This is a genomic window from Variovorax raffinosi, assembly GCF_051216615.1.
Lineage (GTDB): Bacteria > Pseudomonadota > Gammaproteobacteria > Burkholderiales > Burkholderiaceae_C > Variovorax.
On the sequence record NZ_JBPJZR010000001.1, the window covers coordinates 612589 to 626725 of the forward strand.

A 14137-nucleotide genomic window follows, 5' to 3' on the forward strand; every position below is an offset into this window, starting at 1 on the left:
GCATGAACAGAAGTTCCTTGAACGGCGCGGCCGCCCCACCGGGCGCCGCGCTGGTCCTCGATGGCGTCACGGTGCAGTACGACACCGTGAAGGCGCTGTCGGATGTTTCCATCGCCTTCGAGCAAGGACTGATTCATGCGGTCGTCGGCCAGAACGGTGCGGGCAAGACCACCTTTGCGCGCGTCTGCTCGGGGCTGGTGAAGCCCACGCACGGGCGCGTGCGCATCGGTGACCACGAGATTCGCACCGGCCATGTGAGCGCGGCGCGCGCAGCCGGCGTGGAGCTGGTGCACCAGAGCTTTGCCCTGCCGGCCTCGTTCACGGTGGCGCAGGCTATGGAGTTCGGCTCGAGCCGGCATCGCGGCCTGTTCACTTCGCGCCAGCTCGAAAAGCGCTGGCAGTCGCACCTGGACGGACTGGGCCTTGCGGTCAGTCCGCGCGAGGTCATTCGCAACCTGCCGATCGAGACGCAGCAAGGCATCGAGATCGCGCGGGCACTGGTGACCGATGCCAGGGTGCTCATCCTCGACGAGCCGACGGCCGTGCTCGCACCCGCCGGTGTAGAGACGCTGTTCGAGCGCATCCGCATATTGAAGAAGCGCGGCGTGACCGTCGTGCTCATCCTGCACAAGATCCGCGAAATGATGGCCATTGCCGACACCGTGAGCGTGCTGCGGCGCGGAGAACATGTCATGGGCCCGGTGCCGTGCGCCTCGATCGGCGCGGCCGACCTGAGCCAGTGGATCATGGGCGACGCCAAGGCACCGTTGCCAGCAGGCAGCGAACCCGTCACCCGAAAGCCCAATCTCGCCGCACCGACCGTCATGCGCATGCACGACCTGTCGACCCGACCCGATGCCGAAGGCGCCGCGCTGGCCCATGTGAGCCTGGACATCCGCGCCGGAGAAATCATCGGCATCGCGGGCGTCGAAGGCAACGGGCAACGCACCCTGGTGCGCGCCATCGCCGCATTGGCGGAAACCGCCAGCGGCACCCTCTCCTTCGACGGCAAGGACCTGACGCACAGCGACCTGGCCACGCGCCGCGCGGCCGGCCTTCGCATCATTCCTTTCGAGCGCAACGTGGAAGGCCTCTCGCTGAACAGCAGCCTGTGGGAAAACTGGGCCATGGGCCGCCTGCTGAAAGACGGCCTGCTGTCCTTCGTGCGGCCGAAGAAGCTGCAGGCCGAGTGCGACTCGGCGCTCACGCAGTGGGACGTGCGCTACGCCACCTGCAGCCAGCCCGCGGGCTCGCTCTCGGGCGGCAATGCGCAGAAGGTGATTTTCGCGCGCGAGGTGGACGACAGCGCCCGCCTCATCATCGCGGCCCAACCCACGCGCGGCCTGGACATCGGCGCCACCGCCTATGTGTGGAAGGCATTGCGCCAGGCACGCGACCGGGGCGCCGCGATCATCCTGATTTCTTCCGACCTCGACGAACTCTTCGACATCAGCGACCGCGTGCTGGTGATGCTGCGCGGGCAGGTCGTCGGCGAGTACAGCGCGCCCTACGACCTGCGCCAGGTCGGCCAGGCGATGGTGGGAGCGCACGCATGACGTCGAACGCCTTGTCTTTGGCGCGCATGCTGCCTGTGCTGCGCGTGCTGCTCTTCGTGTGCTTCGCGCTGCTGCTGTGCGCGCTCGCATTCTTCTGCGCGGGGCTGCCGGTCGGCGAGCTGTTCACCGGCATCCTCGAAGGCGCGTTCCTGCGCGACGGTGCGCTGCACCAGGGCCTGCGCTGGGCCATGCCGCTGTTCATCACCGCGACGGGCGTGGCCATCGCGTTCCGCGCGGGCTTCTTCAACATCGGCGCGCAGGGGCAGTTCTACATCGGCTCGATCTTCGCGGCGTTCACGGCCGAATGGCTGTCGGGCGCACCGGCGTGGATCGTCGTGTCGTGCTGCCTGCTCGCGGGCATGCTGGGTGGCGCGCTGTGGGCCATGTGGCCGGGGCTGCTGCGCCTGCGCTCGGGCACCGACGAAGTCATCACCACGCTGATGGGCAACTTCCTCGCGGGCCTGCTGCTGGTGTACGTGACCTCCGGTCCACTGAAAGACCCGACGGGCTCGGGGCAGCAGGCCTCCAGCCGCCCGATTGCGGATGCGTACCGCATCTCCGATTCGCTGGGCGTGTCGCCGCTCATCATCATCCTGACGCTGCTGGTGTTCGTGCTGTCGTGGCTGCTGGCCAACCGCACGGCGCTGGGCATCGTGGCCAACCTGGCCGGGCGCAATCCGACCATGGTGGCGTGGCAAGGCGCGCGTGTCGGGCGGATCGGCCTGTTCAGCTTTCTCGTGAGCGGTGCGCTGGCCGGGCTGGCCGGCGGCATCGAGCTGCTGGGGCCCAACGGCCGATTGGCAAGCGGCTTCCTGCCCGCGCACGGTTTCACCGCCATCCTGATCGCGCTGGTGGCGCAGTTGTCCATCGTGGGCACCGCCGTCTCCGCGCTCTTCTTCGGCGCGCTGGCGTCGGCCGCGCTGTACCTGCCGGTGATGGTCGGCATGCCGGCAGCGGCCATCGAGGTGATCAACGCCACCATCGCCCTCTTCATCACGTCCCGCGCCAAGTGGCTGGACAAGCTCCTGACCCGAAAGCCGGCATGACAGACACCCTGGTTTCCATCCTCATTTCGGGCACGCCGCTGATCTACGTCACGCTGGCGGGGGTGCTGGCCCAGCGCGCGGGCGTCTGGAACCTGGGCCTCGAAGGGCTGATGATCATTGGCAGTTGCGCGCTGATCGTGGGCATCGTGCAGACCGAATCCTTCGTGCAGGCCATGCTGATCGCCTGCGCGCTGTGCGTGGCGGCCTCGGCACTGCTGTGGTACGTGGTCGAGAAGCTCAAGGCCAACCCGATCATCGCGGGCCTGGGCCTGACCGGGCTGGGCCTTGGCGGCACCTCGCTGGCCATCCAGGCGCTGTACGACAGCGAAGCCACGGTAACGGCGCCCTTCGGCATTCCCAAGCTCAACAGCCTGTTCGACGCCGACCTCGGTCCGCTGGGCAGCCTGTCGGTGTTCGTGCTGTTCATGCCCGTTGCCGTCTGGCTGGTGTGGCTGCTGCTGGAACGCACGCGCCTGGGCTTGCAGATGTCGGCTTCGGGCGAGCATCCGTTCGCGGCGCGCAGCGTGGGCGTGAACCCCAGCCGCATGCGCCTGCTGGCACTGGCGCTCGGCGGCATCCTGTGCGCCATGGGCGGCGCCGAGCTGGCCGGCGGCAGCCTGCAGATCTTTTCGCAGAACATGACGGCCGGCCGCGGCTTCATGGCTTTTGCGGCCGTGATCTTCGGCGCCGGCAGTGCGCTCGGCGCGACAGCGGCGGCGCTGTTCTTCGCCATCGTCTCGGCGCTGGGCATTCGCGCGCAGCTGATCTACGGCGGCGCAATCTCCAACGACCTGCTGCAGGCCCTGCCCTACATCGCCACGGTCTTCGGCGTGTGGCTCAGCACCAAGCTGCGCGGCGGTCTCGGCTCGATCCGGGGCACGGCGGAAATGCGCGACTGAGCGGCACGCATGAGGAGCAGCAACGCATGACCACAGAACCGAAGTCCATCCTGTTCCAGGGCGCGGAAGTCCTGACCATGGCGAAGCCGCATGGCGAGCGCCCCATGCGCGCCGATGTGCTGCTGCAGGGCGGCAAGATCGCGGCCATCGGCAAAGGCCTTGCGGCCCCGGAGTCATGCGAAGTCATCGCGGCGCACGGCAAGCTGCTGATGCCCGGCCTCGTCAACGCGCACACCCATTCGAGCGAGACCTTCTTCAAGGGCCGCTACGAGCAGATGCCGCTGGAAACCTGGCTGCTGTACGCCTACACATACATCTCGGGCGCGCCGATCCCGGACCGCCTGCTCTACCTGCGCACGCTGCTGCTGGCGATGCAGTCGCTGAAGAATGGCGTGACCACGCTGTGCGACGATTTCTTCGACCCGATGGCGCACAGCACCGAGCGGCTCGGCATCGTCTTCCAGGCGTACCGCGACGCCGGCATTCGCGTGAACGTGTCCAGTGCCGTGCTCAACACGCCGGTGCTCGATTCCACGCCCTTCGGCCGCGAGGTGTTTCCGGAACACCTGCGCAACCAACTCAGCTTCGGCGCGCCGACCACGGCCGCCGACTACACCGCCTATTGCCAGGAAGCCTTCAGGCAATTTCACGGACAGGCCGATGGCCGCCTGCGCTTTGCCATCACGCCGTCGGCGCCGCAGCGCTGCACCACCGACATGCTGCAGGCCTGTCACGCGCTGGCCGTGCAGCACGGCGTGCCACTGCACACCCACCTGCTCGAAACCAAGGTGCAGGCCGTGGCCGGCCAGATGTTCTACGGCAAGACGCTGCTGGCCCACATGCGCGACATCGGTGTGCTGGACCGCCACACCACGCTGGCCCATGCCATCTGGATCACCGACGAGGACATCGCGCAGATGGGCCGTGCCGGTTGCTCGGTGGTGCACAACCCGTTGAGCAACCTCAAGCTGGGCTCGGGCCTGGCGCCCATCCGCAAACTGCTGGACGCGGGCGTGGCGATCGGGCTGGGCACCGATGGCCTGTCGTCCAACGACAGTGTCCGCGTGTTCGACCTGATCCGCTTCGCCGCGCTGATGCACAACACCGGCGGCACGCCACCCACGCAATGGCTGAGCGCCATCGAGACGCTGCGCATGGCCACGCTGAACGGCGCCCGCACCGCGATGCTCGACGATGTGACCGGTTCGCTCGAAGTCGGCAAGGCCGCCGACCTCGTGATGCTGGATTTGGACAACGACAACTTCCGGCCGAAGAACGACATCGTCAAGCAGTTGGCCTATTGCGAGAACGGCAGCTCGATCGAACTCGTGATGGTGGCGGGCCGCATCGTCTTTCGCGATGGCCAACTCGCCACGGTGCGCGAGAAGGATGTATGGAGCGAACTGAACCAGCTCCTTCCCGCGTACCTGGAAGAACACGGCCGATGGGAAGTTGCCAACCGGGTGTTCGAGCCTTACTTTTCTGAAGTCATCCGGCGCTGCAAGGCGACCGATATCGGCCTGCAGCGCTAGACAGGCGTCACACCGGCGCCTTCGGCCCGACGCCCGGCGGGACCCGCGCCGGCAACGGAATATCCAGCTTGCGGCAGGGCTGCCGCTGGGTCGCCTTGCAGTCCGGCAAGGCATTGGCATGCGCGTACTTCACATGGCCCAGGACAATGCTCGAGGGCCGGTTCCTGTCATGCCACACGGTATAGGTCGAAGGCGTCTTGCTGCTTCCGAACACCCAGTAGCCAGTCTGCGACGGTGTGTCGATCGTCAGGCGAATGCTGGAGCCCGCGCGAAAGACGTGTGCGAACTTCTGGATCTCCAGTCGCATCTGCGCGGGTTCTTTCGGCACCAGCGGCTTCATGGCCGCTTCGGTGAAATCACCCCAGGGCCGCAACACGCTCGACTTCGCACCGTCCAGTTGCCGCTTTGAAGCGCGCAGCCAGCCGCGCTGCACGAACATCTCCATGCCATCAGGCCGGATCTCCGACACGGTGACCTGCAGATCGGCGTCGTTGGTGGTCGAACTCAGCCAGAGATCGACCGAGCCTTCACCGTAGAAGCTCAGGCTCTCCGGAAGCGCCGCTGTCGTGAAGGTGAGTTGCCCGCCGGGCGTGGTCACCGGCTTCCAGCCTTCCTCGTAGGGGTTGTTGACCGCCGGGCTTTCGACCGGGTACTGGTAGTCGCTGGACGGCACCGGGCTGTCTTCGGTCGGTACGTCGTCCATGGTGCCGCCGGGCTTGAGCCACAGCCGCATCGGCGTCGCCTTGACCGGCAGGCGCTCGAAGGTCGCCACGGCCGTGGGTGTCAGGTCTGGATACTCCCCGGCGCCCTCTGACATCTGCAGCTCCTGCAGCAGATGCACATGCGGCTCGCGCTCGAAACCGTTGGCTTCTCCTTTGAGGAAGTGCGCATAGAAGCGCTTCTGCACATCGAAGATGTAGGCACTCGACTCGCTCGTGTCGTGCGTGCCGTTGGAGCTGATCAACCACATCTTCTCGGGTGCGATGGTTTCCTCGTAGTACCCCATGCGGGGCCCCACTTGTTCGTCCTGCCACGCTTGGGTGCCGAGCGTCGGAATGTCGATGTTGCGGGTGACCAGCATGGCGCTCTTCTTCGCATAGCGCGCGCCGTAGTACGGGTCGTTGTCGAGCCATGTGTTCAGGTCGAGGTCCGGCCGCTTGATCTTCTCGATGTTCTCGGCCACCGTTCTCTCGCATTCCGTGTCGCCATCGAGCGTCCTGGCCATCGTCGCCGCATCCTTCCAGAGGTCTGGGAAACGCGACCACCACAGCGACGGAAAACCGATGTTCTGGATGCCGCCCGGGTAGGCCAGGTCGCGGTATGGGTCGGTCACGTTCTTTCCCGGGGCGATGGCCACAAGCCCCGCTGGCCGCTGTGCCGCCACCCAGAGCTGGTTGAAGCCTGGATAGGAGTAGCCCACCATGCCGACCTTGCCGGTAGACCACGGCTGCTTCGCAGCCCATTCGACCGCGAATGCGCCGGCAGCGCCGATCGTGGCATCGAACAACTGGTCTTCGCCGCTCGAACAGCCCGTGCCGGGCAGGTTGAGGCCCATCACCGCATAGCCCTCGGGCACCCAGCGCTTGGCCTCGCCCGACTGCGACCCCGAGGTATAGCCGTCGTATTCGATCAACACCGGAAAGGCCCCCGTCGCGCGCGGAAGCATCACGCTGTAGCGCATGCGGTTGCCGTCGGGCAGCGTGATGTAGCCCCATTTGCGAAGCGCCCCTTCGCCCCCTCCTTCGGGGGGCGGGGCAGGCGGAGTGCCGCCGCCCCCGATGGCTGGAAAGAACGAAACGCCGGACGAACCACCACCGCAAGCGCTGAGCACGGCCGCAAGAACCACCGACGAAGCGATCGCCAGCCAGCGCCTTCGACAACCAGAAATCTTCATGAATCCGTCTCCATTGAGTGTTGTGTGCCGATGCCCCGACGAGGCATCGGCGCGCAATCTAGCGGCAATGAAAACGGCTGTCGAAATTCATGAAGGGTTGATTAAGGGCGCATGAAGATGGCTTGCTTTTTGCGGGCTGAAGTTGCTCTTTCAAGGGCGCGAGGAGACCAGCTACAGTCGGCCACAAGGACACCCATGCGAGCAATGCATCAAGAAGAAAACCGTCGGTATTCGAGCGACGCACGGATCGCGAACCGTTGCCGCCAATCGCTTCGCGTCAAGGTTTCGCTATGACCCGAAATCGCTGGATCATTGCAGCGCTCGTGTCGGCTGGCGCCACGCTCCTGGCACTCGTCTTCAAAGACGAACTTGCTGCAAGCACCGCCGGAATCATTGCCCTTGTCGTGCTGCTCGCGCCCGCAGCGGTCTGCTTGTACCTGCTCGTGCATGTACTGGGTGAAGGCGCTGTGCTCCTGCTGCTTCTGGGCGCATTCAAGGTGGTGACCTTGGGGCAGGTTCGCATCGGATTCCCCGGCGCAGGCCTGCAGTTCTCCTGGTACGGTTTTTCGCGTGCCGATGACGGTTCGTTGGTGGCCTCCGAGGACGCGATGGCGCTCATCGGCATTGCGACTTACGTGGCCGCGGGCTTGGCCGGGTACTTCATCTTTTGCGGCTGAGCCGCAGTTTCACGAAGCTGCCAAGGTCACGCAACGGCCCGAAGCCGGCACCGTGCCGATCAAAACCCCAGCTTCGTCAATGACCAGGCCACCGTGCCGAGCTGCGCCACGTTGAGCATCATCCCCACGATGTGAAGCCGGCGGAACTGGAAGATCGAGCTGTCGGCCTCGGGAATCGTGTGACGCAAGAAGTCCATGCGCGGGATGATGAGCCAGCGTCGCAGCGCGAACGCCAAGGCCGCGATCAACGCCATGCCGACGGCGAAGACGAACCTGCCGGACCACACATAGCAAAGCGCCGCCGCGCTCCCGGTCAGCATCACGGCGAGGTAGTAGACGTTGAACAGGCCACGGATGAAGCGCGAGTCCAGCGGGGTGTCGTGCTTGAGCACGAGCAACGGCAGCGAGCCCATCATGAAGAAGCCCATCCAGACGAGCAGGATGACCGTTGCAGCAAGAGAAATGACGATGGGAAGCATCTGAACCCTCCGCAGTCGCGAGACACATGGCCCCGGGGCACCAGACCCGGGCCGTCCACCATTCGTGGCCGCATTCTGCTTGCTCCGGCGGATGTTCGCCATAGGTCTCCGCCCTAGCAACTACCCTCTCTTGTGGGCCTTCAATCGCTCACGTCGACACCCCAGGTCAAGGGGTCCAGCCGAAGGTAGAAGTCGAGGCGCCCGTCGTCCAATGCCTGCGCCCCAAAAGTCTCGGACAGGAGCGCCCTGGCGATCAGCGCGTCCTCGGGCCCTTTCCAGCTCTCTCGCGCATTCGCAAGAAAAAGCGAGAAGTCGACATGCCGGTCCGCCGTGCCCAGTCGGCCGAGATCGATCAGCCCCGTGCAGCGCAGCGTCACCGGATCGACCATGAAGTTCGGCATGCATGCATCGCCGTGGCACACGACCAGATCGCGCGCTTCCTGCGCCAGCCGTTCGGGCAACTGCACGCGCAAGGCATCGAGCAGGACTGGTGGCGGAATATCCTGCTGATCAGGGTCAAGAAATTCAGGGTTGACCGCGCCCCTAGCGACCACGTCCGCAGCGCGGTCGAACATCGCGCCGAGCCTGCGCTCGAACGGGCAGCCCGCAGCCGGAACCTCGTGCAATGCCTTCAGCCGTTGCGCCATCGAGGGCCACGCCTTGAGCAGTTCGGCCGCGCTCAATTCGCTGGCCGGCACGCCCGCGACGACGCTCGTGACGAGGCAAGCACCGTGTTCCGATGAACGCCAGTCGAGCACCGTGGCCGAACCGATGTTGAACGGCGCCAGCCATTCGGTGCGGCGGCGCTCTTCTTCAAGCGACGCCGCACCCTCGCCCATCGACACCTTGGCGAATGCCGCGCCGTCGCTGCGCCGGTAGACGGTGTCGCCGGATTCGCCCGATGGCGCGGCAATCCATTGCTTGCCCACTGGCAGCAGCGGAAGAAGATGTTCAGGGTTCATGGGCTTTCTGTTCGCAGGCGCATCGGGTTGAGTTCGCGCAGGTTCTGGGTAGAGTGCGGCTCTGCGGAATCTATACGCCCTCGTTCACCCACACCATCGATCACCCTCATGAAATTCGGCTACACCATCGTCTACGTCCCCGACGTGGCCCAGTCCCTCCAGTTCTTCGAGCAGGCCTTTGGTTTCCAGAGAAAGTTCCTGCATGAATCGGGCACCTATGGCGAGCTGCTCACGGGAGACACCACGCTCTCTTTTGCCTCACACGAGCTGGCCGCATCGAACTTTCCGCAAGGGCATGTGGCCGCATCGGAGTCGGCCAAGCCGCTGGGCATCGAACTCGGCTTTGTCACCGACGACGTGAAGGCTGCGCATGCGCGCGCTGTTGCGGCCGGCGCATCGGAACTCACGCCGCCGACCGCCAAGCCGTGGGGGCAGGTGGTCTCGTACGTTCGTTGCCCCGATGGCACGCTGGTCGAGCTGTGCTCCCCCATCGGCGGTTGAGCCGGCGCATCCGCACACGCGCGCCGCGTTGATCGAGGCCGCCGAAATTCACAGGGAGTAGAACCATGTCGCATCCTGTCTTTCTGAGCAGTTCGACCTTGCCCCGCATGCCACAGGGCAGCCTGAACGAATGGCGCGACTTCTTCGGCCACGGCGGCGAGCTGGAGGCCAATGCCTTCTTTCCGCTGTTCTGGCGCGCGCTCTTCAGCGAAGGCGACATCCGGCATGCGCGCTTCATCGATGAGTACGACATCGACGATGAAGCCTGCGCCATCGAGCGCGAAGAATGCCTGGCGGACTTCGGCGCGGATGCGACGTACCCGTACCTCGTGACCGACAAGCCCTCGGCCCTCGCAAGGCTGGCGAGCCGGCGCGAGAAGATCGTCGCGGCCGTCGGCGAACGCTACCGGCCGATCTACGAAGGCTTCGAGGCGCTGATCGCAGAGGGCTTTGCCGACCACATCCTGCTGCGCACCGTCGGCCTGCCCGATGCGGCCGATGCCGAACAGTGGCTGCGCGCCGACCTCGCCGCGCTGGAGAAGCTGGACGGGAAAGGCGCGCTCGCCGACCTCGCGACCGACCTCAGCCGGCATGACGCGGACCCAGTGTGGCTCCTGTCCGGAATCGGTACATCGGACACATGGTCGTGGCCCACACCGGCGCTGAACACGCTCTTCTCGCGCCCGCAGAAAAAGCCACGCAAGCAACCCGCCGAGCAGCACGACAGTGCCCCGACCCGGCCACGGAAAAGCAAGCCCAGCGGCTGGCTGGATTCCGCACTCGAATGGCTGGCTGCCGTGGTGGCAGCAGGCGCCGCATTGGGCGCCTATGTGTTCACCCAATCCGGCTGGCTGGCGGTGCTGGCGTTTCTCTGCGTCGCGGTCGCGCTGGGCTTCGCCATTGCCAGGGTGCGCAGCAGCCCCAGCGCCTGACGCGCCCTCTGCCGGCCAGGGCTACGGGGAACCCTGCTTCTCGCAAACCCGCAGCAGGCAGTCACGGGCCGCATGCCGCCCTATCATGGCGGCGCCCATCGCTCCCCCGCCACGTGACCGACCTCGAACACGAAAGCCTGCCGGACATGCCCTTCCACACCATCGTGGAACAGATGGTCGCGGGCATCTACGTGATCCAGGACGATTGCTTCGTCTACTGCAACGCCACCTGGGCGGGCATCGCGGGCTACACGGTGCAGGAGGCGACCGGCATGTCGCTGGCGCAGATCGTGCCGCCCGACTTTCTGGAAGTGGTGCGCTCGCGCATCCGCGCCCGCCTTTCGGGCGACCCGCCGAGCATGCACTTCATCACGCGCGGGCTCCATCGCGACGGGCGCGTGCGCTTTGTCGAAGTGCACGGCTCGCGCATCCTCTACCGTGGCCGGCCCGCGGTGATGGGCGTGGGCGTCGACGTGACCGACCGCGTGCACAACGAGGAAGAACTCAAGCGCTCGCGCGAACAGCTCCAGGCGTTGGCGGCCTACACCGCCAACAAGCTCGAAGAGCAGCGCCTCGCGATGGCGCGCGACATCCATGACATGCTCGGCGGCATGCTCACGTCGATCAAGATGGATGCCACACGCATCCAGCGCCGCGCCGAAAACCCCGAGCTGCAATCGCTCACGCAGGGCCTGATCGCGCTGACGCAGCAGACCATCGACACGGTCAAGCAGATTTCCGAAGCACTGCGGCCGAGCGCGCTCGACCACCTCGACCTGTCGGTCGCATTGGCCAACGAGCTGCATGCGTTCACGCGCCGCTCTGGCGTGCAGCATGTGCTGGACACCGACGCGAAGACCTTGCGCCTGCTGCCTCGTCACACGACGGCGGTGTACCGCATCTTCCAGGAGGGCCTGACCAATGTTTCGCGCCACTCGAAGGCGCGCAACGTCGGCGTGACGCTGCGCGTGGAAGACCTGCAACTGCGGCTGGAACTGCACGACGACGGCTGCGGCTTCGACCCCGCCGCGCCCGGCGGCAGCGCACTCGGCCTGCTGAGCATGCGCGAGCGGGCACGCGAGATCGGCGGCGAGCTGCAGATCCACTCGGCGCCGGGCCAGGGCACGCGCCTGAGCCTGCGTGCGCCGCTGCATTGAGGAGGAACGCCACGGTGATCGACATCCTCATGGTCGACGACCACACGATCTTTCGTTCGGGCCTGCAGCGCCTGCTGCTCGACGAGAGCGACATCCGCACCACCGGCGAGGCGGCCAACGGCTCCGAAGCGCTGGAGCAGGTGCGGCACCGCCGCTTCGACGTGGTGCTGCTCGACATCAACATGGAAGGCCGCAACGGCCTCGAGGTGCTGGCCTCGATCCGCGCGGCGCAGCCTGCGCTGCCGGTGCTGATGCTGTCGATGTACGCCGAGGAGCAGTACGCGCTGGTCGCCATCCAGGCCGGTGCGCGCGGCTACATCGCCAAGGACGCGGAGCCGGCCGAACTGGTACTTGCCATACGGCGCGTTGCATCGGGCGGCCAGTACCTGAGCGCGCGTGCCGCGCCATTGGTGAGCGGCCAGCTCGAAGGCCGCGACGAGCGCCCCGCGCACCAGCGGCTGACGGTGCGCGAACACCAGATCATGCTGATGATGCTCAAGGGCATCTCGCTCACGGTGATCGGCGAAGAGATGCTCATCAGCGTGAAGACCGTGAGCACGCACCGCACCAACATCCTTGAAAAACTCGGCGTGGCGAGCACGGCCGAGCTGGTGCTCTACGCCGTGCGCCACGGAATCATCCAGTAGCGCGACGGCGCGACGGCGCGACAGCACTTCAGCGCGGTCCGCTGCGCAGCGGGTCGACCGACTCCGGCAGGTTGTTGAAGTCGATCTGCTGCGAAAGAAAGTCGCGCTGCTGCGGCGACAGCAGCGTGTAGCGCGGCCAGAAGAACAGGTAGTCGTCGGGCGACATGTACGACTGGTTGTCGAAGATCATCCGCTTGTTGCACAGCAGGCAGATGAAGTTGGTCCAGCCGGTCCACGGCGTCTTGCCGTCGAACAGCCGCGTGGGTGCACCATAGCGCGCAAAGCTGGCCGTGTAGTCGATGAACTTGTCCGACAGCGCCTTGCGGCTGTTCGCGTTCGCCGGGCTCCAGGCAAAGCGCATGAAGTTCGGCTCGTCGGTCACGAAGTTGCCGAACAGCGCGGCCACGTCGATCGCGTGGAAGGCGCCGAAGGTGTCTTTCCAGGGCTGCGGCGTGTCGTCCCAGTTGTAGTTGTAGCGGTAGATGTCGCCGTTCTGCAGCCGCAGCACGCGGATGACGTTGTCGATCACGTTGTCCAGCGCATAGGTCAACGCCTCGTGCGTCTGCGTGTAGATCGGGCGGAACTCGGGCTTGATGAGCTGGTTGAAGGTCACGCTGCCGGGCGGTGCGTAGTTGGCCAGGTTCCAGAACTCCTGCTGCGTGGGCTGGCCCATGCCGAACAGGAAGGCGAAGTACGAGCCTTCGTCGTGCGTCGATCCGATCATGATCGGCATCTTGTTGTAGTTGCCCAGCAGCAGGCCCGGCAGGCCGGCGGCGCGGATCACCGTGCCGTCGGTGAAGTGGCCGGGCACCACGGGGCTGGGCGTGAACTTCATGATCTGCGCCGCGCTGGCGTTGCGCAGCAGCGCGGCGATGTCGGCCTGGCTCATGGTCGCGCGCTGCGCGGTGGCCTGTGCCGTGGTCGATGCGCGGCCGGTGTCGACCAGCAGGCTGTCGATCAGCGACTCGGCCGCCAGCGTGCCCACCACCGGCGGATACGCATTGGGAATGCCCGACATGCACACCGCGCGCTGGAACTTGCCTTCGGCCAACGGCGACTGCAGCAGGCCCCAGGTGTTGATGCAACCGGCCGACTGGCCCGCCACCGTCACTTGCCCGGGGTTGCCGCCGAAGGCGCGGGCGTTGGCCTTCACCCAATCGAGCGCGCGCACGAGGTCGAGCGTGGTGAAGTTGCCCGAGTCGTCCAGCGCGTTACCGGTCTTCATGGCCGGGTGGTTGAGCCAGCCCAGCATGCCCATGCGGTACTGCACCGTCACCACCACCATGTTGGCCTTCTGCGCGAGGTAGGCGCCGTCGTAGGTCGGGTCGCGCGCCGTGCCCTTGGTGTTGCTGCCGCCGTGGATCCAGAAAAACACCGGCAGGTTGTCGGCGCTGGAGTTGGGGCGCCACACGTTCAGGTAAAGGCAATCCTCGCTGCCCACGGGCTGGCCGAAGGTCGCGGGGTCGGGCTCGCCGAAGGGGTTGCCGACCTGCGCGCACATGCCGGCCAGCGTGGTGGCGGCGCGCGATCCGCTCCACGGCACCGGCGGCTGCGGCGCGCGCCATCGCAGGTTGCCGACCGGCGGCTGCGCAAAGGGAATGCCCAGGAAGGCCTGCGTGTTGTTGCTGGCGGCCTTGCCGTAGATCTGGCCGGCATCGAGCGTGCGCGTGAGGCTCTGGTTGTAGGCGGCGAGCGCGGGAATCGAAAGGACCGCAAGCGCGCCAATGGCCCATTGGGCAGCGATGCGGACGAGGCGTAACCAATACCGACGGTTCATGTTGTTGTCTCCTCGGGGTGGATGCGACCGGCTCTGACGGCCGGGGTCATCGTCCGATTCTGCGGACCGCAAGGCGCC

General features: G+C 66.1%; 13 protein-coding genes. 9 read left to right on the plus strand and 4 right to left on the minus strand.

Going from position 1 to position 14137, the window contains the following annotated elements:
- The first annotated feature begins 2 nt into the window (after positions 1-2).
- Genes ACSFB7_RS02900 through ACSFB7_RS02915 form a run of 4 tightly spaced genes read left to right on the plus strand, consistent with a single transcriptional unit; the run spans position 3 to position 5033 of the window.
- Positions 3-1556: an ABC transporter ATP-binding protein gene (locus tag ACSFB7_RS02900; RefSeq protein WP_435466871.1), complete on the plus strand. Its 1554-nt coding sequence runs from the start codon at positions 3-5 to the stop codon at positions 1554-1556.
- Complete coding sequence (locus ACSFB7_RS02905; RefSeq protein ID WP_435466873.1) at positions 1553-2602, plus strand: ABC transporter permease; 1050 nt, start codon at positions 1553-1555, stop codon at positions 2600-2602. The genes ACSFB7_RS02900 and ACSFB7_RS02905 overlap by 4 nt, the downstream gene beginning before the upstream one ends.
- Positions 2599-3501 carry an ABC transporter permease gene (locus ACSFB7_RS02910; protein ID WP_435466875.1) on the plus strand — a complete coding sequence of 301 codons (903 nt, stop codon included), beginning with the start codon at positions 2599-2601 and terminating at the stop codon, positions 3499-3501. Before ACSFB7_RS02905 ends, ACSFB7_RS02910 begins: the two co-directional genes overlap by 4 nt.
- Positions 3502-3527: 26 nt before the next feature.
- Complete coding sequence (locus tag ACSFB7_RS02915) at positions 3528-5033, plus strand: amidohydrolase family protein (RefSeq protein ID WP_435466877.1); 1506 nt, start codon at positions 3528-3530, stop codon at positions 5031-5033.
- Positions 5034-5040: 7 nt separating this feature from the next.
- Here ACSFB7_RS02915 and ACSFB7_RS02920 read toward each other — a convergent pair whose 3' ends face one another.
- Positions 5041-6927 (minus strand): CocE/NonD family hydrolase, encoded by a 1887-nt coding sequence (locus ACSFB7_RS02920; RefSeq protein WP_435466879.1) that lies wholly within the window; start codon positions 6925-6927, stop codon positions 5041-5043.
- Between the two features lie 257 nt (positions 6928-7184).
- Between ACSFB7_RS02920 and ACSFB7_RS02925 the strand changes: the two genes are divergently transcribed.
- Positions 7185-7604 carry a hypothetical protein gene (locus ACSFB7_RS02925; RefSeq protein WP_435466880.1) on the plus strand — a complete coding sequence of 140 codons (420 nt, stop codon included), beginning with the start codon at positions 7185-7187 and terminating at the stop codon, positions 7602-7604.
- Positions 7605-7663: 59 nt separating this feature from the next.
- Here the strand turns inward: ACSFB7_RS02925 and ACSFB7_RS02930 are convergent, their stop codons facing one another.
- Complete coding sequence (locus ACSFB7_RS02930; protein ID WP_435466882.1) at positions 7664-8083, minus strand: hypothetical protein; 420 nt, start codon at positions 8081-8083, stop codon at positions 7664-7666.
- A 140-nt stretch (positions 8084-8223) separates the two neighbouring features.
- Complete coding sequence (locus ACSFB7_RS02935; protein ID WP_435466884.1) at positions 8224-9045, minus strand: APH(3'') family aminoglycoside O-phosphotransferase; 822 nt, start codon at positions 9043-9045, stop codon at positions 8224-8226.
- Positions 9046-9153: 108 nt separating this feature from the next.
- Here ACSFB7_RS02935 and ACSFB7_RS02940 point away from each other — a divergent pair, with 108 nt between their 5' ends.
- The 4 genes from ACSFB7_RS02940 (at position 9154) to ACSFB7_RS02955 (ending at position 12282) form a co-directional block, all read left to right on the plus strand.
- The gene (locus ACSFB7_RS02940) at positions 9154-9546 is read left to right on the plus strand and encodes a VOC family protein (protein ID WP_435466886.1); all 393 of its coding nucleotides are present in this window, start codon (positions 9154-9156) and stop codon (positions 9544-9546) included.
- Between the two features lie 65 nt (positions 9547-9611).
- The gene (locus ACSFB7_RS02945; RefSeq protein ID WP_435466888.1) at positions 9612-10478 is read left to right on the plus strand and encodes a hypothetical protein; all 867 of its coding nucleotides are present in this window, start codon (positions 9612-9614) and stop codon (positions 10476-10478) included.
- A 113-nt stretch (positions 10479-10591) separates the two neighbouring features.
- Positions 10592-11635 (plus strand): PAS domain-containing sensor histidine kinase, encoded by a 1044-nt coding sequence (locus tag ACSFB7_RS02950; RefSeq protein ID WP_435466890.1) that lies wholly within the window; start codon positions 10592-10594, stop codon positions 11633-11635.
- Between the two features lie 14 nt (positions 11636-11649).
- On the plus strand, positions 11650-12282 hold the full coding sequence (locus tag ACSFB7_RS02955) for a response regulator (RefSeq protein ID WP_435466892.1): 633 nt from the start codon (positions 11650-11652) through the stop codon (positions 12280-12282).
- 28 nt (positions 12283-12310) lie between these two features.
- Here the strand turns inward: ACSFB7_RS02955 and ACSFB7_RS02960 are convergent, their stop codons facing one another.
- Positions 12311-14059 carry a carboxylesterase/lipase family protein gene (locus ACSFB7_RS02960; protein ID WP_435466894.1) on the minus strand — a complete coding sequence of 583 codons (1749 nt, stop codon included), beginning with the start codon at positions 14057-14059 and terminating at the stop codon, positions 12311-12313.
- Positions 14060-14137: the final 78 nt, after the last annotated feature.